The 20317-nt window shown below is 68.9% G+C and carries 19 protein-coding genes; 9 read left to right on the forward strand and 10 right to left on the reverse strand.

Features of this window, described 5'->3' with window-relative positions:
• Positions 1 to 97: 97 nt before the first annotated feature.
• Genes AC07NG_RS22400 through cysT form a run of 3 tightly spaced genes read right to left on the reverse strand, consistent with a single transcriptional unit; the run spans position 98 to position 2841 of the window.
• The gene (locus AC07NG_RS22400; protein ID WP_494596429.1) at positions 98 to 1117 is read right to left on the reverse strand and encodes a sulfate/molybdate ABC transporter ATP-binding protein; all 1020 of its coding nucleotides are present in this window, start codon (positions 1115 to 1117) and stop codon (positions 98 to 100) included.
• A gap of 12 nt (positions 1118 to 1129) precedes the next feature.
• The gene (gene cysW / locus AC07NG_RS22405) at positions 1130 to 1972 is read right to left on the reverse strand and encodes a sulfate ABC transporter permease subunit CysW (protein ID WP_487289560.1); all 843 of its coding nucleotides are present in this window, start codon (positions 1970 to 1972) and stop codon (positions 1130 to 1132) included.
• Positions 1972 to 2841: a sulfate ABC transporter permease subunit CysT gene (cysT, locus tag AC07NG_RS22410; protein ID WP_492856193.1), complete on the reverse strand. Its 870-nt coding sequence runs from the start codon at positions 2839 to 2841 to the stop codon at positions 1972 to 1974. Before cysT ends, cysW begins: the two co-directional genes overlap by 1 nt.
• Positions 2842 to 3189: 348 nt before the next feature.
• On the opposite strand from cysT, the gene AC07NG_RS22415 reads away from it, so the two are divergent.
• Complete coding sequence (locus tag AC07NG_RS22415) at positions 3190 to 5154, forward strand: rhamnogalacturonan lyase (protein WP_494596430.1); 1965 nt, start codon at positions 3190 to 3192, stop codon at positions 5152 to 5154.
• On the forward strand, positions 5151 to 6473 hold the full coding sequence (locus tag AC07NG_RS22420; protein ID WP_494596431.1) for an oligogalacturonate lyase family protein: 1323 nt from the start codon (positions 5151 to 5153) through the stop codon (positions 6471 to 6473). The genes AC07NG_RS22415 and AC07NG_RS22420 overlap by 4 nt, the downstream gene beginning before the upstream one ends.
• A 138-nt stretch (positions 6474 to 6611) precedes the next feature.
• Here the strand turns inward: AC07NG_RS22420 and AC07NG_RS22425 are convergent, their stop codons facing one another.
• Together AC07NG_RS22425 and AC07NG_RS22430 are read right to left on the reverse strand one after the other, a co-directional pair.
• Positions 6612 to 7541: a sterol desaturase family protein gene (locus AC07NG_RS22425; RefSeq protein ID WP_494596432.1), complete on the reverse strand. Its 930-nt coding sequence runs from the start codon at positions 7539 to 7541 to the stop codon at positions 6612 to 6614.
• Positions 7538 to 7912, reverse strand: coding sequence for a hypothetical protein (locus AC07NG_RS22430; RefSeq protein ID WP_494596433.1), 375 nt, complete (start codon positions 7910 to 7912; stop codon positions 7538 to 7540). Before AC07NG_RS22430 ends, AC07NG_RS22425 begins: the two co-directional genes overlap by 4 nt.
• Positions 7913 to 8182: 270 nt before the next feature.
• Between AC07NG_RS22430 and AC07NG_RS22435 the strand changes: the two genes are divergently transcribed.
• Positions 8183 to 8566 (forward strand): DUF805 domain-containing protein, encoded by a 384-nt coding sequence (locus tag AC07NG_RS22435; RefSeq protein ID WP_494596434.1) that lies wholly within the window; start codon positions 8183 to 8185, stop codon positions 8564 to 8566.
• A 79-nt stretch (positions 8567 to 8645) separates the two neighbouring features.
• Here the strand turns inward: AC07NG_RS22435 and AC07NG_RS22440 are convergent, their stop codons facing one another.
• Positions 8646 to 9182 (reverse strand): porin family protein, encoded by a 537-nt coding sequence (locus AC07NG_RS22440; RefSeq protein WP_487289568.1) that lies wholly within the window; start codon positions 9180 to 9182, stop codon positions 8646 to 8648.
• A 307-nt stretch (positions 9183 to 9489) separates the two neighbouring features.
• Here AC07NG_RS22440 and AC07NG_RS22445 point away from each other — a divergent pair, with 307 nt between their 5' ends.
• On the forward strand, positions 9490 to 10605 hold the full coding sequence (locus AC07NG_RS22445; protein WP_494596436.1) for a beta-ketoacyl-ACP synthase III: 1116 nt from the start codon (positions 9490 to 9492) through the stop codon (positions 10603 to 10605).
• Positions 10606 to 10624: 19 nt separating this feature from the next.
• Here AC07NG_RS22445 and AC07NG_RS22450 read toward each other — a convergent pair whose 3' ends face one another.
• Positions 10625 to 12103: a M48 family metalloprotease gene (locus tag AC07NG_RS22450; protein WP_494596437.1), complete on the reverse strand. Its 1479-nt coding sequence runs from the start codon at positions 12101 to 12103 to the stop codon at positions 10625 to 10627.
• Positions 12104 to 12272: 169 nt separating this feature from the next.
• On the opposite strand from AC07NG_RS22450, the gene tcyJ reads away from it, so the two are divergent.
• From tcyJ to AC07NG_RS22470, 4 genes are read left to right on the forward strand one after another with little or no spacing between them, the layout of a single operon-like run.
• Positions 12273 to 13070 carry a cystine ABC transporter substrate-binding protein gene (tcyJ, locus tag AC07NG_RS22455; RefSeq protein ID WP_494596439.1) on the forward strand — a complete coding sequence of 266 codons (798 nt, stop codon included), beginning with the start codon at positions 12273 to 12275 and terminating at the stop codon, positions 13068 to 13070.
• A 3-nt stretch (positions 13071 to 13073) separates the two neighbouring features.
• Positions 13074 to 13727, forward strand: a complete 654-nt coding sequence (gene tcyL / locus AC07NG_RS22460; protein ID WP_494596440.1) for a cystine ABC transporter permease — start codon at positions 13074 to 13076, stop codon at positions 13725 to 13727.
• The gene (locus AC07NG_RS22465; protein WP_494596442.1) at positions 13724 to 14464 is read left to right on the forward strand and encodes an amino acid ABC transporter ATP-binding protein; all 741 of its coding nucleotides are present in this window, start codon (positions 13724 to 13726) and stop codon (positions 14462 to 14464) included. The genes tcyL and AC07NG_RS22465 overlap by 4 nt, the downstream gene beginning before the upstream one ends.
• 60 nt (positions 14465 to 14524) lie before the next feature.
• Positions 14525 to 14848, forward strand: coding sequence for a hypothetical protein (locus AC07NG_RS22470; RefSeq protein WP_494596444.1), 324 nt, complete (start codon positions 14525 to 14527; stop codon positions 14846 to 14848).
• Here AC07NG_RS22470 and AC07NG_RS22475 read toward each other — a convergent pair.
• Positions 14845 to 15579, reverse strand: a complete 735-nt coding sequence (locus tag AC07NG_RS22475) for an alpha/beta fold hydrolase (RefSeq protein ID WP_494596445.1) — start codon at positions 15577 to 15579, stop codon at positions 14845 to 14847. The two genes, AC07NG_RS22470 and AC07NG_RS22475, sit on opposite strands and share 4 nt — an antisense overlap.
• Positions 15580 to 15678: 99 nt before the next feature.
• On the opposite strand from AC07NG_RS22475, the gene recG reads away from it, so the two are divergent.
• Positions 15679 to 17754 carry an ATP-dependent DNA helicase RecG gene (gene recG, locus AC07NG_RS22480; protein WP_494596502.1) on the forward strand — a complete coding sequence of 692 codons (2076 nt, stop codon included), beginning with the start codon at positions 15679 to 15681 and terminating at the stop codon, positions 17752 to 17754.
• Between the two features lie 177 nt (positions 17755 to 17931).
• Here the strand turns inward: recG and AC07NG_RS22485 are convergent, their stop codons facing one another.
• Positions 17932 to 19041: a DUF3089 domain-containing protein gene (locus AC07NG_RS22485; protein WP_492856206.1), complete on the reverse strand. Its 1110-nt coding sequence runs from the start codon at positions 19039 to 19041 to the stop codon at positions 17932 to 17934.
• Positions 19042 to 19073: 32 nt separating this feature from the next.
• Positions 19074 to 20276 carry an acetyl-CoA acetyltransferase gene (locus AC07NG_RS22490; RefSeq protein WP_494596447.1) on the reverse strand — a complete coding sequence of 401 codons (1203 nt, stop codon included), beginning with the start codon at positions 20274 to 20276 and terminating at the stop codon, positions 19074 to 19076.
• Between the last annotated feature and the right edge of the window lie 41 nt (positions 20277 to 20317).

Here is a 20317-nt window from a genome sequence, read left to right on the forward strand (position 1 = left end):
CCCCCCCCCCCCCCCCCCCCCCCCCCCCCCCGGCGCCAGCGCCAGACCCCCTCAGTCGCTTCGCGACAGCTCCCCCAGCGGGGGAGCATATGGTGACTTAAGCCGCGTAGACGTGGCTCTTGGCCGCCGCGACCTTCACCGAGCCGACGAAGCGGTCAGCGTCGGCGCGCGAGGCGGCGATCTCGATCCGCCCGCCGCCGGCCAGGACGGCGTCGACGCGCACCAGGGCGCCCTGGACGTTGACGCGCTCGACCTTGGCCTCGACGCCGTCGTCGGCCAGCACGAAATCATGCGGACGCACGAAGCCCACGGCCGCGCCATCGGCGACGCCGGGAGCCGGCAGGACCAGCGGGCCGGCCGTGAAGCGATCGCCCGAGACCCGGCCCTCGAAGCGGCTGGCCTCGCCGACGAAGCCGCAGACGAAGGCCGAGACCGGATTGTCGTGCACTTCGCGCGGGGTGCCGATCTGCTCGATCTTGCCCTTGTTGAGGATGGCGACGCGGTCGGCCAGCTCCAGGGCTTCTTCCTGGTCGTGGGTGACGAAGATGGTGGTGACGCCGGTGGCGTCGTGCACGCGACGCAGCTCCTTGCGCAGCGACTTGCGGACCGTCGCATCGAGCGCCCCGAACGGCTCGTCGAGCAGCAGCACGCTGGGCTGCACGGCGAGCGCCCGCGACAGGGCCACGCGCTGGCGCTGACCGCCAGACAGTTGCGACGGATAGCGACCGCCCAGGCCGTCCAGTTCGACCAGTTTCAGCAGCTCATCGACGCGTCGGGCGATCTCGGCCTTCGGCGGCTTGTCCTTGCCCTTGCGCACATCGAGGCCGAACGCGATGTTCTTGGCCACGGTCATGTGCTTGAACAGCGCGTACTGCTGGAAGACGAAGCCCACCCGGCGCGCCGCGGCCGAGGCGTAGGTCACGTCGTTGTCGTGGAACAGCACCTGGCCGCTATCGGGGAATTCCAGACCGGCGATGGCGCGCAGCAGCGTGGTCTTGCCCGAGCCCGACGGACCCAGCAGCGCCAGCAGTTCGCCGTCGGCGATCTCCAGGTCGACATTGTTCAGCGCCGGGTAGCGGCCGAACTGCTTCTGGACGGAACGGATGGAGATGGTCATGGCGGCGTTCCGTTAGTGGCCGCCCCGGCGCACGGCCGGTTGGGCGACTTCGAGGGCGGTCTTGAGCACGAGGGTGACGATGGCCAGCAGGCAGAGCAGCGCGGCGACCGCGAAGGCCCCGACGAAGTCGTACTCGTTGTAGAGGATCTCGACGTGCAGCGGCATGGTGTTGGTCAGGCCGCGGATGTGGCCGCTGACCACCGACACGGCGCCGAACTCGCCCATGGCGCGGGCGTTGCACAGCAGCACGCCGTAGAGCAGGCCCCAGCGCACGTTGGGCGTGGTGATCCGCCAGAAGGTGTAGAGGCCCGAGGCGCCCATCGAGATGGCGGCCTCCTCCTCGCTGACGCCCTGCTCCTGCATCAGCGGGATCAGCTCGCGGGCGACGAACGGGAAGGTCACGAAGATCGTGGCCAGCACGATGCCGGGCACGGCGAATATGACTTTCATGTCGTGGTCCAGCAGCCATTCGCCAAACCACCCCTGCAGGCCGAACACCAGCACGTAGATCAGGCCGGCCACGACGGGCGACACCGAGAACGGCAGGTCGATCAGGGTGATCAGGAACGCCTTGCCCGGAAAGTCGTGCTTGGCCACGGCCCAGGCGGCGCAGAGGCCGAAGACGACGTTGAACGGCACGGTGATCGCCGCCGTGATCAGGGTCAGCTTGACCGCCGCCAGGGCGTCCGCGTGGGCGATGGCCTCGATGGCCACGGCCAGGCCCTTGCGCAGGGCCTCGGCGAACACCGCGGCCAGCGGCAGGATCAGGACGAGCGCCAGGAAAGCCGCGACAACAGCCAGGACCAGCGCCTTGACCCAGGTCGGATCCTCGGTGGGGTGACGGGCGCGGGCCATCAGACGAACCTCCGCGAGTAGGCCTGGATGGCGTTGATCACCAGCAGCATCAGGAACGAGACCACCAGCATGACCACGGCGATGGTGGCGGCCTGGGCGTACTGGAACTGCTCCAGCTGGATGATGATCAGCAGCGGCGCGATCTCGGACTTGTAGGGCATGTTGCCGGCGATGAAGATCACCGAGCCGTACTCGCCCACGCCCCGTGCAAAGGCCATGGCGAAGCCGGTCAGCCAGGCGGGACCAAGAGCCGGCAGGATCACCCGCCAGATGGTGGCCAGGCGCCCGGCGCCGAGGCTGGCGGCGGCTTCCTCGACGTCGGCCGACAGGTCGCGCATCACCGGCTCGATGGTGCGCACCACGAACGGCAGGCCGATGAACACCAGGGCGATGGTCACGCCGATCGGGTTGTAGGCGGCCTTGATGCCCAGCGGGGTCAGGAACTGACCCACCCAGCCGTTGGGGGCGTAGAGGGTGGCCAGGGCGATGCCGGCCACGGCGGTCGGCAGGGCGAACGGCAGGTCGACCAGGGCGTTGAGGATGGTCTTGCCGGGAAACTCGTAGCGGACCATCGCCCAGGCGGTCAGCACGCCGAACACGCCGTTGACGACGGCCGCGACCAGGGCCGCGCCGAAGGTCAGGCGATAAGCGGCGAGCGCCCGCTGCGAGAAGGCGGCGGCCAGGAACTCGCTCGGCGACAGCTGCGCGGCCTTCAGGGCCACGGCCGACAGCGGAATCAGCACGATCAGCGACAGGACCGACAGGGTCACGCCCAGGGTCAGGCCGAAACCGGGAATGGCCGAACGACGGCGAAACAAGGGACGGCGCGCCGCGACGGGGCGTTGCGCGGCGGGGGAATCGGCGGTCATCGTCTGATCGTCGTCCTGGATCCGTCTGCGGCCGAAGGCCTTGGAAGATAAGAATGCGCCAGCCATCCTCCCGGCGCCGGCGCGGCGTCAAGCTGGACCGCTTAAATCCCCACCACCTCTGTGGGGTCAATTGAGATTTAGCGGGCGAACCCCGCAGAAAATCTGTCTCGCCGTCACCCTGCCCCCGCGCCTCGAAACCGAGAAGCGAAATCGGCGGCTCGCTCAACCGGCGCCAAGCGAGTTTCACAATGTGAAGTCACAACGCAATTTATGGGAAATGTGTTGCGCGTTCTGGCCGTCGTGCGAAGATCGCGGCAACAAAGTTCAAGATCCCTTTGGGGGGAAATCATGCCTCGTCGCTTCCGCAAGGCCGCCATGCTGGCGTCCGCCGCCGCCTCGCTGCTGGCGCTTCCCGTCCTCGCCGCGCCCCGCCAGGCCGAACGCCTCGACCGCGGCCTGGTCGCCGCCCCCGCCATCGACGGCGGCGTGCTGGTCTCCTGGCGCCTCAGCGGCGACGACGCCCTGGGCCTGGCCTTCAATCTCTATCGCGACGGCAAGAAGCTGAACGCCAAGCCGCTCGCCTTCGCCACCAACTTCGTCGACAAGACCGGCGTCGCCGGGGCGCGCTATAGCCTCAAGACCGTGATCAAGGGCAAGGAAGTCGCCCTGGCCGGCGAGACCGCCGCCCTGAAGGACGGCTTCCTGACCATCCCGCTGCAGAAGCCGCCCGGCGGCGTCACCCCGGACGGGCAGGCCTACGAGTACACCGCCAACGACGCCAGCGTCGGCGACCTGGACGGCGACGGCCGCTACGAGATCGTCCTCAAGTGGGACCCGACCAACTCCAAGGACAACGCCTTCGCCGGCTACACCGGCCCGGTGCTGCTGGACGCCTACACCCTGGACGGCAAGCGCCTGTGGCGCATCGACCTGGGCCGCAACATCCGCGCCGGCGCGCACTACACCCAGTTCCAGGTCTTCGACTATGACGGCGACGGCCGGGCCGAGATCGCCGTGCGCACCTCCGACGGCACGGTGGACGGGACCGGCAAGGTGCTGGGCGACCCGAACGCCGACTGGCGCGAAGGCCCCGAGGAGCGGCCGACCAACGACAAGACCGGCGCCGAGATCAAGCCGGACGGCACGAAGGTGGCCAAGCTCACCGGGCGCATCCTCAAGGGTCCCGAGTTCCTGACCGTGTTCGACGGCCGCACGGGCGCCGCGCTCGATTCGGTCCGGTTCGCCGCTCCGCGCGACCCGACCACCGACCAGCCGACCGCCGAGCAGATGACTAAGCTGTGGGGCGACGGCTACGCCAACCGCTCCGACCGCTTCCTGGCCGGCACCGCCTATCTCGACGGCCAGCGGCCCAGCATCGTCATGGGCCGCGGCTACTACGCCCGCACCACGGTCAGCGCCTGGGACTTCCGCGATGGCAAGATCGTCCAGCGCTGGGTGTTCGACAGCGCCGCGCCCGGCGTGCCGGAAGGCTTCGGCGGCCAGGGCAACCACCAGCTGGCGGTGGCCGATGTCGACGGCGACGGCCGCGACGAGGTCGTCTACGGCTCGATGGCGATCGACGACGACGGCAAGCCGCTGTGGACCGCCAAGCTCTATCACGGCGACACCCTGCACCTGGGCGACCTGGACCCGACCCGTCCGGGCCTGGAGCGCTTCGGCGTCAACGAGAGCCCGAAGATGAACGGCGGCATCGGCTCGGCCATGGTCGACGCCAGGACCGGCGAAGTGCTGTGGACCACGCCGACGCAAAGCGACACCGGCCGGGGCGTGGCCTTCGACATCGACCCGCGCTTCCCCGGCGCCGAGGTCTGGGCCAGCAATTCCGACGTGCTCTACACCGTGAAGGGCAAGCCTATCGAAGGCGTGAAGCACCCGCGCCAGACCAATTTCGGCATCTGGTGGGACGGCGACGAGCTGCGCGAACTGCTCGACCGCAACCAGATCAGCAAGTGGGACTGGACCACGGGCCAGACCAAGGTGCTGTTCACCGCCGAGGGCATGCTGTCGAACAACGGCACCAAGGCCACCCCCGCCCTGTCGGCCGACATCCTGGGCGACTGGCGCGAGGAGCTGATCCTGCGCTCGGAGGACAACACCTTCCTGCGGATCTACGTCACGCCCTATCCGACCGACCGCCGTCTGGTGACCCTGATGCACGATCCGGTCTATCGCGCCGGGATCGCCTGGCAGAACACCGCCTACAATCAGCCGCCGCACACCAGCTTCTTCCTGGGTAACGGCATGAAGAACCCGGAACGTCCGGACATCGCCATCGTGAAGGTGAAGCCGTGAAGAACGCCCTGATCGGCCTGGCGACCGCCTTCGCCATCGCCCTGCCCGCCTTTGCGCCCTCCGCGCTGGCCCAAACGCCGGCCGCCGAGCCGCCGCGCGAGTGGATCGACAAGGACACCGGCCACCGCGTCGTGCGCCTGTCGGACGAGCCGGGCTCGAGCAGTCTCTATTTCAATTTCAACGGCTATACGCCCCAGGGCGACAAGCTGGTGATCTCCACGCCCAAGGGCCTGAGCACGGTCGATCTGGCCACCCGCAAGCTGGCGCCGCTGGTCGAGGAGAACGGCAAGTTCCTGTTCGTCGGCCGCAAGACGCGCTCGGCCTATTTCATCGTCACCGAGGGCGAGACCCGCGTGGTCAAGGCCGTCGATATCGACAGCAAGAAGGTCCGGATCGTCGCCACGTTCGACCGCGGCGACATCCAGACGATCAACGCCGACGAGACCCTGCTAGGCGGGGTGGTGGTGAGCGATCCAAAGATCGAGACCCGCCCCGACGGCGTGCTCAAGCGCGACAACCGCTATGATCAGGCCGCCTACGCCGCCAACGGCCCGGACGGCAAGCCCCTGCCCTTCGCCGAGGCCAAGGAGGTGCGGCTGAACGAGCGGCTCGACTCGAAGATCCCGATGGAGATGTTCGTCATCGACCTGCGCACCGGCCAAAAGCGCGTGGTGCACGCGGCGACCGACTGGCTGAACCACCTGCAGTTCTCGCCGACCGACCCGAACCTGCTGATGTTCTGCCACGAGGGTCCCTGGCACAAGGTCGACCGCCTGTGGCTGCTGCGCACGGATCAAGCCGACGCCAAGCCGGTGAAGATCCACACCCGCACCATGAACATGGAGATCGCCGGGCACGAATGGTTCAGCGCCGACGGCAAGACCGTCTGGTACGACCTGCAGACCCCGCGCGGCGAGGACTTCTGGGTGGCCGGCTATGAGATCGCCACCGGCAAGCGCACCTGGTACCACGTCGAGCGCAACGCCTGGTCGGTGCACTTCAACTCCAGCCCGGACGGCAAGCTGTTCGCCGGCGACGGCGGCGACGCCGAGATGGTCGCCCACGCGCCGGACGGAAAGTGGCTGTACCTGATGCATCCGCGCGGCATCCCGGACGTCGCCGGCATCCACGCCCCGGACTCCGAGCACCTGATCCGCCCGGGCGTCATCGACGCCGAGCGCCTGGTGAACATGAGCGGCCACGACTACCGCCTGGAGCCCAACGTCAACTTCACGCCCGACGGCAAGTGGCTGGTGTTCCGCTCCAACATGCACGGCGGCCAGCAGGTCTATGCGGTGGAGCTGGCGAAGGCGAAGTAACGTCCTTCTCCGCACCCGGACGGATCAGATACCCGTAAAATCCCCGCGAAAGCGGGGACCCAGGTGTTTTATCGTCGAGCACGGCGGGTTGCAGAAAAAGCCTGGGTCCCCGCTTTCGCGGGGATTTTACGGATGGGTTCAGCCGTCGACCTTCCCCTCCGGGAGAGGGGGTTTAAGAGCCTCCCGCGCCCGCCACCGGGCCTTAAGCGTATGCGAGGTCTCCCTCGAACCGTCCGGGCTCCAGCCCGGCGGTCCGAACAGATAGCCCGCCACCTCGCGCGGTGAACGCGCGCCCGCCAGATCCTTGCCGATGCCGATCCACTCGTGGAACACGTTGGTGAAGAGGTTGAAGTTCGCCAGGTTCCGCACGATCCCGTACCGGCATGGCTCGGCGTCGTCCTCGGGGATGAAGGTGCCGAACATCCGGTCCCAGATGATCAGGATCCCGGCGTAGTTGGCGTCGAGATAGCGGGCGTTGCGGGCGTGGTGCACCCGATGGTGCGAGGGCGTGTTGAACACCGCCTCGAACCAGGCCGGCATGCGGCGCACGGCCTCGGTATGGATCCAGAACTGGTAGACGAGGCTGATCCCCTTCTGGATCGCCACCATGGCCGGCGGAAAGCCCAGGAACGACAGCGGCAGCCACAGCAGCCATGTCCCGGCCACCCCGCCGGTCCAGGTCTGGCGAAGGGCCGTGGTCAGATTGTAGTGCGTCGAGCTGTGGTGGTTGACGTGGCTGGCCCACCAGAACCGCCGCTCGTGGCTCAGGCGATGGAACCAGTAGTAGGTCAGGTCTTCGGCGAAGAAGAGCACGACCCAGGCCCAGACGGCGTTCATCGGGATCGTGAATATCCGATGCTCGTAGACCCACAGGCTGGCGGCGAAGACCGCGCCGCCGGTCACTAGGCCGACGATGCTGTTGCCCAGGCCCATCATCAGCGAGGTGGCCGCATCGCGCGGCTCGTAATTGGCCTTGGCCTTGCCGAAGCGGGCCAGCAGCACCTCCAGCACGATGGCGACCACGAAGAACGGGATGGCCAGTTGGACGGGATCGAAGGCCGGCTTCACGCGGCCGTCTCCACCGGCGGCCAGGGCCGGTCGCCCAGGACCAGACGCGGCGCGCCGTCGACGCCGGGCAGCCTGATCCGGCCGTCCTTGGCCCCGTTGGCGACCACGCCAGCCCAGGGCGCGCTGCGGGCGACATAGCCGTCGCCGCGTCGCCACAGCACCAGCGCCTCGGCGCCCGAGCGGGCGACCAGACCGGCGCCGTCGCCGGCCAGCCAGACGCTGTCGATGCGGTGATCCGGAAACTCCTCGGCCAGCAGACGCATGGCCGCGTCGACATCGAGCGGCGGCGTCGGCCGGGCGAGTCGCGCCCAGGCGGCCAGAGCCACCAAGGCGGCTACGGCCAAGGCCGAGCCGACCAGCTGAATGACCATGATCAAACTCAACGTTTCCCCCGATGCTCTTGTTTTCCAAGAACGTTCGGACGCGGGGACCGCCGGGTCAAGCCTCGGCGGCGAAGGCCGCTTTACGGCGAGGCTTGCAACCCCCTAGACTTGACGAAACCGACCCATGCGCGTTCCGCGCGAAATTCTGGACCTTTTCGATGCTGATGCTGGAGCCGTTGCGCAAGTACGCCGAGTTCGAGGGTTCGGGCCACGCGCTCGGAATACTGGCTGTTCTTCCTGTTCCGCGTCCTGGTGTACATGGCCCTGACGGTGGTGGGCGTCGTCGCCATCTCGTTCACCGGCCTGACCACCACCGGGTCGACGCAGCCGGACGCCGCCGCGGGCATCGTCGCCGTGCTGCTGATCAGCCTCTTCGGCCTCGTCACTCTCGCCCTGTTCATTCCGAACCTGGCCGTCAGCGTGCGCCGCCTGCACGACAGCGACAAGTCCGGCTTCTGGCTGCTGCTCTGCTTCATCCCGTTCGGCGGCTTCGTGATCTTCATCTTCGACCTGGTCGACGGCACGCCCGGTCCGAACCGCTACTGGCCGGACCCGAAGGGGCGCGACGGCTTCGGCGGTCCCGGGACCGTTCACCACCACTATCACTACCCGACGGCAGAACAGGCTCCGCCCGTGGTCTGACCGCGCGCTCGGAAGCCGGACACGAAAAGGCGCGCCGTCCGCGAGGACGACGCGCCTTTCTTCGTTTCAGGCCTGAGGCTTAGAACTTCCGGGCGTAGCCGACCGAGACGACGTTGGCGTCGTCGGCGTCGTTGTCGCGGAACTGCTGGCGCGTGTAGTCGACGCGCACGCCGTTCTTGTCGTCGAACTTGTACTGGGCGCCGACGCCGTAGTTGACGCTGTCGGCGTCGTACTTGCTCTGCACGCCGGCCGTGGTCTGCTTGAACTGGGTGTTGCCGTAGCCGATGCGGCCGATCAGATCGATGTTCGGGGTCACCGGCAGGAAGCCGACGCCATAGACGGCGGCCGAGTGGGTCTGCTCGAGGTTGGAGCGGACGCCGGCGCGGTCGATATTGTCGTCCTTCACGCCGCCGGACAGTTCGCCCTCGACGCCGAAGTGCGGGGTCAGCTTCGCACCCAGGCGACCTTGGATCGCGCCGGTGTCGGCGCCTTCCGCGCGCGAGCTGTTGTAACCGAGGTTGCCGTAGATCTCCGGCGACGTCGATTGAGCATGGGCCAGAACCGGAACAGCAGCGACCGACGCGGCGGCCAGGGCCGCAGACATGAGAACCTTCATTTTTTTACTCCATGGTACTGGGATTTCTTGTGCTCCCTCAGCCTCCTCTGGGTATGGGGCCAACGCGGCCCGTATTTGACCGTCCGCGGACTTGTTTGGGGCCATTGCGTGTCGTTTCCGACATTTGCACCAGGGATTGTGGCCAGCCCCGGAAGGTTCCCCGACGGCAGGGCGAATAGCCGCGGCCGATGCGCCAGGGACACGGTCGCCAGCAGGTGACGCGGGCGCGGGGCGTGCTATTGATCCCGACCAAACAGTGATCAGATCGGCGCGCCCATGTCGCGCGCCGGCCATCGGGACAGTCGCCTTGCATCAAGCCGTCATCGCCGCCACGGGACTCTTCACCCCGCCGTTCAGCATCTCGAACACCGAACTGGTCGACGCCTTCAACGCCTATGTCGAGCGCTTCAACGCCGCCAACGCCGAGGCGATCGAAGCCGGCGAAGTGGTCGCCCTGGCCCCCTCCTCGCCCGAATTCATCGAGAAGGCCTCGGGCATCAAGTCGCGCTTCGTGATGAACAAGGACGGCATCATCGACCCCGAGGTCATGCGCCCGGTCCTGCCCGAGCGTCCCAACGACCAGATCTCGATCCTGGCCGAGATGGCGGTCAAGGCCGCGCAGCAGGCGATCGCCGCCTGGGGCAAGCCGGTTTCGGAAATCGGCGCGGTGATCTGCGCGGCCTCGAACATGCAGCGCTCCTATCCGGCCATGGCCATCGAGGTGCAACAGGCCCTGGGCATCGAAGGCTTCGCCTTCGACATGAACGTCGCCTGCTCGTCGGCCACCTTCGGCATCAAGACCGCCGCCGACTTCATCGCCACCGGCAGCGCCAAGGCCGTGCTGATGGTCAATCCGGAGATCTGCTCGGGCCACCTGAACTTCAAGGACCGCGACAGCCACTTCATCTTCGGCGACGTGGCCACGGCCGTGATCATCGAAGAGGCCTCGCAGGCGACGGGCGGCTGGGAGATCCTGGGCACGCGCCTGAAGACCCAGTTCTCCAACAACATCCGCAACAACTTCGGCTTCCTCAACAACGCCGCCCCGGAAGGGATCGGCGCCAAGGACAAGCTGTTCGTGCAGGAAGGCCGCAAGGTGTTCCGCGAGGTGGTGCCGATGGTCAGCGAGATGATCGTCGAGCACGCCGGCGACATCGGCCTGGACGCCACGGCCCTGAAGCGCCTGTGGCTGCACCAGGCCAACATCAACATGAACGACCTGATCGCCCGCAAGGTGCTGGGCCGCGATCCCGAGGCCGGCGAGAACGTCATCATCCTCGACGAATACGCCAACACCTCCTCGGCCGGCTCGATCATCGCCTTCCACACCGCCAACGACGATTTCGTCGCCGGCGACACGGGCCTGATCTGCAGCTTCGGCGCCGGCTATTCGGCGGGCACGGTGTTCGTCAGGAAGCGCTGACGCCTCGGCCGGAGCGCCGTCAGGCGATCGGCTGCAGCGTCACCGAGACCGGCGCTCCGCCCTCGGCGGCCAGGGTCCAGCCCTGGCCGCTACGGCCGATCGCGTAGCAGGTGCGCGCGCCCTTCTCGGAACTCAGGCACAGCCTGCCGCCGTCGATCGCATAGCGCCCCTGCTCCACACCGAAGTCGTGCCGCTGAAACCACGAACCGTCGGCGTTTAGAACGACGCCGCCCGTCCCCACGGGCATGGGCGGCGGGAACATCACCGTACGGCCGACAAAGGCCGCCCCGGCCGCCGCGTCCAGCGCCGCGGTCGGCGAAGCCTTCGGATGCGCCGCCTTCCACTCCATCGCCCGCTGGATCCGGCGGCCGACGGCGGGATGGTCGTAGAAGATGATCTCCTCCAGCCGGCCCGGGGTGGCGGCGCGGTATTCGATGGTCTTGACCAGGGCCTTGGACAGGCCGTCCGGCTCGTTGAAGTGCTCCAGGCTGAAGCGGTCGGCGTCGCTTTCGGCGACGCGGATCAGGCTGCTGGTCACCGGCGTCGCCAGCAGGAACAGCACGGTCAGCACGGCGCTCAGCACCGGCAGGCCGGCCGGATCGGCCACGCCCCTGACCTGGTCGGCGCCCAGCAGGCGCGCGACCGGCGCGAACAGGCGGTCGACCAGGAAGAAGGCGGCGATCGCCAGCAGGCTCATCACCCCGGCGATCCAGATCGCGTGCTGGTGGGCGTAGTGGCCCATCTCATGGCCGACCACGCCGCGCACCTCGGCGATGTCCGCGCCCTTCTTGAACATGGTGTCGCTCATGGCGACGCGGGCCGAGCCGAACAGGCCCGAGACGTTGGCGGTGTAGGCGTTGGACTGCTTGGAGCCGTCATAGACGAAAATCTTGTCGGACGGCACGCCGACGGTCTTGGCCATGGCCACGACCTCGTCGCGCACCGGACCGGCGGGCGCGGGCGTGTAGTGGTTGAAGATCGGCTCGATGTAGAGCGGCGCCAGCAGCAGGCTGGCGGCGATGAACACCGCCGTCAGGCCGCCGCTCCACACCCACCAGGTGCGCGGCGCCTTGCGGATCAGGGCGTAGAGCAGCGTGAAGAACAGGCCGCCGATCACGGCGGTGATCGCCAGCGAGATCGCCCCCTCGATCAGCCAGCCGCTGAAGGCCTGGCTGGTCAGGCCGTACTGCGTCTGCCGCCACCACTGGCTGTAGACCGCCCACGGCAGCGACAGCACGCTGTCGACGACCAGATAGACGACCCCGACCACGAAACTGGCCAGCACGGGCCGCGTGCGCCGCCCCTCGACCCTGCGCCGCAGCCCGGTCAGCAGGCCGCTGCGCACGATCAGGAACGAGACGAGCACGGCGACCAGCGCGCCCCACAGCAGCAGCCAGTGGCCGCCCTGGGTGTAGGCCGTCGCCTTGGCGTGCGCCTCCGGCGGCAGCTGCGCCAGATAGGCGGCGGTGGCCGCGGCCGGATCGAAGGTGTGGGCCATCTTTCAAGTCCCCCAACTGAAACTGGCGGCAGCAAGCCAGAGCCGATGCTCCGCGTCAGGTTAAATCGCCGTCAGGTCGCGCATCGACGGTCATACAAGCGTCTTCCCCCTGGCGGCGGCCAAGCCTCGGTATAGAACTGCGCGGATGACCTTTGCTTCGAGGCCCGCCATGCGATTCCTTGCCCGTCGTGACGTCCTGCTGGGCCTGGGCGCCGGAAGCGCCCTCACCTTGGCCGGCTGCGGCGGCAAGGACGCCGGCGCGGGCCAGAGCGGCGCGGCGCGGGTCGAGGCGACCAAGACCCTCCGTATCGGCCTCGAAGGCACCTATCCGCCGTTCAACTTCCAGGGCGCCAACGGCCAACTGACCGGCTTCGACGTCGACTTCGCCAGGGCCCTGGCCGAGCAGATGAAGGTGAAACCCGAGTTCTTCCCCGCGCCGTTCGCCGGCCTGCTGGGCGCGCTCGAGTCGGGCCGCACCGACGTCGTCATCAACCAGATCACCATCACGCCCGAGCGCGAGGCCAAGTACGACTTCTCCAAGCCCTACACGGTCTCGGGCATCCTGATCATCGTTCCCAAGGGCAAGAGCGGCGTCGTCGGCCCCGCCGATCTGGCCGGCAAGAAGGTCGGCGTGGGCCTGGGCACCCACTACGAGCAGTGGCTGCGCGACAACCAGCCGAAAGCGCAGATCCGCACCTATGACGATGATCCGACCAAATACCAGGATCTGCGGGCCGGCCGCATCGACGCGGTGCTCAACGACCGCCTGGTCGCCGCCGACTTCCTGAAGACCGCGCCCGACCTCGTGGCCGCCGGCCCGCCCTTCGCCCCGCAGAGCCAGGGCGTGGTCATGAAGCGCGATCCCGCCCTGAAGGTTCTGATCGACCAGGCCATCGACGCCCTGCGCGCCGACGGCCGCCTGGTCGCCATCTCGCGGAAATGGTTCGCCCAGGACGTGACGCTGTAGCCGATGACCGCCGCCGAGCTCATCGCCCAGTCGGCCCCGCTGCTGCTCAAGGGCGCGGTCTACACCGTGGCGCTCAGCCTGATCGGCATGGGCCTGGGCCTGGTGCTCGGCTTTGGCCTGGCCTTGATGCGGCTGTCGCGATCGCCGCTGCTGCGCTGGCCGGCGGCGATCTATGTCTCGGCCTTCCGGGGCACGCCGCTGCTGGTGCAGCTGTTCCTGATCTATTACGGCCTGCCGCAGCTGGGGCTGGAGCTGCCGCCGCTGGTCGCGGCCGGCGTCGGCTTTTCGCTGAACGTCGCCGCCTATGCCGGCGAGATCCTGCGCAGCGCCATCGCCGCCGTCGACAAGGGCCAACGGGAAGCGGCCGCAGTCCTCGGGCTGCCGCCGAGCCAGGCCATGCGGCGGATCATCCTGCCCCAGGCCGCCCGCACCGCCGTGGCCCCGCTGTCCAACAGCTTCATCAGCCTGGTGAAGGACACCTCGCTGGCCGCCACCATCCAGGTGCCCGAACTGTTCCGCCAGGCCCAGCTGATCACCGCCCGCACCTACGAGATCTTCGCCATGTATCTCAGCGCCGCGGCCATCTACTGGATCGTCTCCAGCCTGCTCGCCCTGGGCCAGGGCTGGCTGGAACGCCGCGCGGAGGCCCGCCGATGAGCGCCATCCTGGCCCATGGCCTCGTCAAGCGGTTCGGCGACACCACGGTGCTGGACGGCGTCGATCTCGACGTCGCCCCCGGCGAGGTGGTGGCCGTCATCGGCCCCAGCGGCTCGGGCAAGAGCACCCTGCTGCGGTGCCTGGCCGGGCTGGAGGCGCTGGACGGCGGGACGCTGTCGATCGCCGGCGTCTCGGCCGGCGGCAAGGTTCCCCTGGCCCGGGCGCTGAAGGGCCGGGTCGGCTTCGTGTTCCAGAGCTTCAACCTCTTCCCGCATCGCACGGCGGCGCAGAACGTCGCCGAGGCGCCGATCGTGGTGCGCGGCGATCCGCCCGCCAAGGCCCGCGAGAAGGCCCTGGCCCTGCTGACCAAGGTCGGCCTCGCCCACCGCGCCGACGCCTATCCCCGCGCCCTCTCCGGCGGCCAGCAGCAGCGCTGCGCCATCGCCCGGGCCCTGGCCATGGACCCCGAGGTCATCCTGTTCGACGAGCCGACCTCGGCCCTCGATCCGGAGCTCGTGGGCGAGGTCCTGGCGGTGATCCGCGACCTCGCCGCCGAGAAGCGAACCATGGTCATCGTCACCCACCAGATGGAGTTCGCGCGCGATGTCGCCGACCGCACGATCTTCATGGACGAGGGCCGTATTCTCGAAGCGGGACCGTCGGCGGAGCTTTTCGCATCACCCCGTCAGGAACGTACCCAAAGGTTTCTCAGTAAATTGCGAAGCTTGCAGCCATAATTTGGCCTCTGGCGCCCGGCACGCCTCCGGGCTACGCCGTGTGTCTAGAGGCGAGGATTCGTGAAACCCTATATCGACCTGAAAGGCGCCTCCGGCGCCGTGTATCGCTACAAGCTGGCCGAGGATCGCGACCCGCGGACCACGATCGCTGGCAATTACCTGTATCTCAACGCCGAAGGCGACGTGGTGTTCGCTGGTGAGGCCAACAATCTGCATGACTCCACGCGCGGCTTTTCCGAAGCCGCCGAGAAGCACGCGGCCGAATATCTCTATGTGCGCCTGAACGTCTCGGGCGCCGCCCGTGCCGACGAACTGGCCGATCTGCTGGCGGCGCTGTCGCCGGTCGGCAACCCCGAACCGTCCCCCGAAACGCCTGAAGACTAACCTCGAGCCTCGGCGAAGAACTCGCCGAGCCGCTCGACCACGTCAGAGGCCGGCGTGATGATCGCCCCCAGGTGATCGCCGGCCGTCGACACGAACGGCAGACCGTTCTCCGCCGCGAAGGTTTGGGACGGCCCGTGATAGGGATCGGCGATCCCATCCCACAGCAGCACCGGAACGCCCGCCCCGAGCACCGCCTCGGGCGCGCCGTCCAATTGGCCCAGCGCTTCGAAGCAGGCCTGCATCGCCGGCACCATCTCCGGCGTGACCCAGGCCACCAGCCCCGGCGCGACCTGCTGGGAGAAGCCCCAGAAGATGTCGAAGCGGATCGGCCCGGCCGGTCCCTTGGGCACGCCGCCCACCAGATCCCAGCCGCCGACGGTCAGCGACGCCAGGCGTTCGGGATGATGCTTGGCCACGCCCACCGCCATCCAGGCGCCCATCGAATAGCCGACCAGATGGGCCTTCTCCGCGCCCAGGGCGTCGAGCACGGCCACGATGTCGCCCGCCCGCTGTTCCTGGCCGTAGAGCGAGGGGTCCGACGGCTTGTCGCTGAGCCCATGGCCCAGGGAGTCGATGCAGGCCACCGTGAAGCGTCCCGCCAGGGCGGCGACAAACCCGTTGGCCCGCCAGCTGGCGGCGTCCATGAACAGGCCGTGCTGCAGCACCACGAGCGGCCCATGCCCCTCGACCGTGTAGTGGATCTTCTGGCCGCGATGGGTGGCGAAGGGCATGCACGACTCTCGGTGAAATGAGGCGCCAGTCGAGCCGATCCACAAATTCGCGCAAGGCGAACGGGACGGGAACAGCGCGGCTTGGCTATCCTGCCGCCGATGCGCCCCGAGTCGCTCTTTCCGCTGTACGCCGCGATCTCGACCCTGAAGGGGGTGGGGCCTCGCGTCGCGCCCCTGGTCGAGAGGCTGGCCGGGTCGCTGGTGCGCGACGTGCTGTTCAGCCTGCCCCAGGCCCTGATCCGCCGCACGCCGACCACGGCCGCCCTGGCCCAGGACGGCCAGGTGGCGACCTTCGTCGTCACCATCGACGCCCACCTGCCGCCGCAGCGCGCCGGCCAGCCCTGGCGGATCCGGGGCTGGGACGACACCGGCTTCGTCACCCTGACCTGGTTCAAGGGCCACGGCCCGCACCTGGAGCGCCAGCATCCGGTGGGCGCGCGGCGCGCGGTCAGCGGCAAGGTCGAGCGCTACGGCTCGGAGATCCAGGTCGCCCATCCCGACTACATGCTCGAGGCCGAGCGGGTCGACGAGATCCCGCCGGTGGAGCCCGTTTATCCGGCCACGGCGGGCCTGCCCTCGCGCACCTTCCGCAAGTTCGCGCTTGAAGCCCTGTCACGCGCGCCGCATCTGCCCGAGTGGCAGGACCCCGCCTGGCTGGAGCGCGAGGGCCTGCCGCCTTGGCGCGAGGCCTTCGAGCGGCTGCATGGCCCCGAAAGCGAAGCCGACCTCTCGCCCCTGTCGCGCGCCCGCCGGCGCCTGGCCTATGACGAACTGCTGGCCCACCAGCTGGCCCTGGCCCAGCGCAAGGCCGGCAAGCGCGCCCAGCCGGGGCCGCGCATCGTCTCCGGCGACCTGGCCGAAGCGGCGGAAAAGGCCCTGCCCTTCCGCCTGACCGGCGCCCAGGTGCGGGCGCTATCCGAAGTGCGCGGCGACCTGGCCCATGGCGAGCGGATGAGCCGGCTGCTGCAAGGCGACGTCGGCTCGGGCAAGACCGTCGTGGCCATGCTGGCCATGGCCGACGCGGCCGGCGCCGGCTTCCAATCGGCCCTGATGGCCCCGACCGAGATCCTGGCCCGCCAGCACTACGAGACCCTGGCCCCGCCGCTGGAGGTCCAAGGCCTGGCCGTGGTGCTGCTCACCGGCCGCGACAAGGGCGCGGCGCGGGCCGCCAAGCTGCAAAAGCTGGCCGACGGCTCGGCCGCCGTGGCGGTGGGCACCCACGCCCTCTTCCAGGACGACGTGGCCTTCAAGAACCTGGCCCTGACCATCATCGACGAGCAGCACCGCTTCGGCGTCAACGAGCGCCGGCGCTTGCAGGAAAAGGGTGACGGCGTGCACCTGCTGGCGATGTCGGCGACGCCGATCCCGCGCACGCTGGAACTGACCGTCTTCGGCGACCTCGACGTCTCGCGCATCGACGAGAAGCCGCCGGGCCGCACGCCGGTCGCCACCCGCGCCGCGCCGACGCCGCGCGTGCCCGAGATCGTCGATCGCCTGCGGGTCGCCATCGAGGGCGGCGCCCAGGCCTTCTGGATCTGCCCGCTGGTCTCGGAATCCGAGAAGGTGGACCTGCGGGCGGCCGAGGATCGCGCGGCGGACCTGAAGAAGATCCTGGGCTCGCGCGTCGGCCTGGTGCACGGCCAGATGCCGGCGGCCGAGAAGGACGCGGTCATGCAGGCCTTCGTCGACGGCGAGGTCGGGGTGCTGGTCGCCACCACCGTGGTCGAGGTGGGCGTCAACGTGCCCAACGCCAGCATCATGGTCATCGAGCACGCCGACCGCTTCGGCCTGGCGCAACTGCACCAGCTTCGCGGGCGGGTGGGTCGCGGCATGCGCGAAAGTTCCTGCGTGCTGCTCTACGACCCGCCGCTGTCGGAGGTGGCCCAGCAGCGGCTCGATATCCTGCGCCGCTCAGACGACGGCTTCGAGATCGCCGAGAAGGACCTGGAGCTGCGCGGCGGCGGCGATCCGCTGGGCCTCAAGCAGAGCGGCTTCCCCGCCTACCGCCTGGCCGACCCCGTCGCCCACCGCGACCTGATCGCCGTCGCCGCCGACGACGCCCGCCTGATCCTTGCCCGCGATCCCAGCCTGACCTCGCCCCGCGGCGAGGCGGTGCGCACGCTCCAAGCGCTGTTCGACTGGAAGCCGGCGTCAGGCCTGAACGACGCGGGGTAAGAGACCCTTCTCCCCTTGCGGGAGAAGGTGGCGGCCGAAGACCGTCGGATGAGGGGTCTCTCAAACACAAGACCCATCGCCCAGCCTACCCGCGGTATGCGGTTTCGATTTCTGAGAGACCCCTCATCCGACCTGCTTCGCAGGCCACCCTCTCCCGCAAGGGGAGAGGGACCGGGCTCACCGCTTCCCCAACGCCGCCACGCGCGCGGCCGCGTCGGCCTCGATATCCGCCCAGAACAGGTTGTAGCCGTCCACCTTGCGGCGATCGGTCCACGAGCCGGTGTCCCGCAGGGACGGCGACTTCGGCCTCCCGGTGTGCAGCAGGCCGTTCTCGCACTGGGCCCAGACCTGGCGCTTGAGGAAGGCCGGGCGGGCGCCCCATTCCAGCCCCGTGGCGTTGACGGCGCCCAGGTTCAGACGGGCCGGCGCACGCTCGTCGGTGCGCGCCCCGAACACCGGGTTGACGCACAGGGGCTGGCGGCCGTTGAGGTTCTCCAGCTGGTCGCCGCCGATCCAGGTCAGGGAGCGGGCGAGCAGCTCCTGGGCTTTCTGGAAGTCGCCGTCGGTCAGCGAGGCCCAGGCCACCGCGCAGCCGGCCTCGTCGCGGCGCACGCAGGCCGGGACCGGCGAGGTCGAGACATATTCGTCGGCCGGCACGGCGGTCTCGATCAGATAGACCCCGGCCAGGCGGGCCTTCATCGCCGGATCGGGCGCGATCTCGTCGGCGACCAGGCGAGCGGCCAGGCTCCCGCCCTGCTCCACCCCGACGATCACCAGCGGCCGACCCTTGTCGTAGCGGTCGCGCCAGGCGCGGAAGGCCTCGCGCACGTCGCCATAGGCGAAGCGGCGGGCCTCGCGGGCGTCGTCGCGCAAGGTCAGGAAGGTGTAGAGGCTGGCCTGTCGGTAGTGCGGCGCGAAGATCCGCCCCACCCGCGCGAACGGCGCGGCGTAGTTGGGCAGCACCACGCGGTTCAGATAGCGGCTGGCCTTGGGCTGGTCGTAGGGCGCGTTCCAATCGCGCCCGCCGTCAAAGGTCGTGGGGTGGACGAAGAAGACGTCGGCGGCGCGATCCATGCCGGTCGCGCCCCTCGGCAGCAGCGCCCAGGCGGCCGGGTCGGCGTAGTTGGGGGCCGGCGGCGGATCGTAGGTCTGGAACGGCACCTTGGGATCGAGGGTGGTGCGCAGGATGTCGTAGCGCCAATAGAACGCCGCCGTCAGGACGGTCCCCAGGAAGAGGACGCATCCGACGAAGATCCAGCGCTTGAAACCCTTGAAGCGTCCCGCCATGCCCCTCGACTACACCAGAGCGCGGCGGCGCACTACGCCCCTTCCCGTCCGATGATGGCCACCGAGCAGACATTGCTGGCCGGCGCGCCGCCGAGGTTGTGGGTCATGCCGATAACCGGGTCACGCAGTTGGCGCTCGCCGGCCCGCCCCTGAAGCTGCAGGTACATCTCGTAGAGCATGCGCAGGCCCGAGGCGCCGATCGGATGGCCAAAGCACTTCAGGCCGCCGTCGATCTGGCACGGCACCCCGCCGTCGGCGTCGTAGAAGCCGTCCAGCACGTCGCGCCAGCCCCGCCCCTCGGCCGAGATGAACAGGTCCTCCATCGTGACCAGCTCGGTCACCGAGAAGCAGTCGTGCACCTCCATCATCGAGATCTGCTCGCGCGGGCGCTCGATGCCGGCCTCCTTGTAGGCCTTGCCGGCGGCGATGCGGGCGGTGTGGAAGTGGCTGCCGTCCCAGCCGTTGTACTGGCTCTCGTAGCCGTTGGAGACGGACAGCTGCAGGGCCTTGACCGTGACCAGGTCATGCTTGCCCATAGCCCGCGCGATCTCCGGCGTGGTGACGATGGCCGCGGCCGCGCCGTCCGAGACGCCGCAGCAGTCGAACAGGCCCAGGGGCTCGGCGATGATCGGCGCGTTCAGGGCCTGCTCGGCGGTGATGGCTTTGCGCAGGTGAGCCTTGGGGTTCTTGGCGCCGTTGGCGTGACTCTTGACCGAGACGTGGGCGATGGCCCGCTTCAGATCCTCCTTCGAGACCCCGTGCTTAGCGCGGTAGGCGCTGGCCAGCTGGGCGAAGTTGCCGGGGGCCGAGCCGTTGGGCATGACCTGCGGGCTCAGCGTGCCCGGCGCGCCGAACGGCAGGCCGCCATAGCCGGTGTCCTTCAGCTTCTCGACCCCGACGGCCAGCGCGATGTCGGCCGCCCCGGCGGCGACCGCATAGACCGCGCCCCGGAAGGCCTCCGAACCCGAGGCGCAGAAGTTCTCCACCCGGGTGACGGCGATGTTGGGCAGGCGAAGCGCGATCGACAGCGGCGTGCCGCCCTTGCCCGTGCCGATCTCGTCGATGTGGGTCGAGAACCAGGCCGCGTCGAGCTGGCTGGCCTCGATGCCCGCATCGCTCATCGCCTCGACATAGGCCTCGACCATCAGGTCGTCCGGCCCGGCGTCCCAACGCTCGCCGAACTTGCTACAGCCCATGCCGAGAATGGCGACCTTGTCGCGGATGCCGCTGGCCATCGTGGGTCTCCCTTAGCTCGCCTTCTCGGGCGTATTGATCG

Source organism: Caulobacter sp. GW821-FHT10C03 (genome assembly GCF_059415485.1).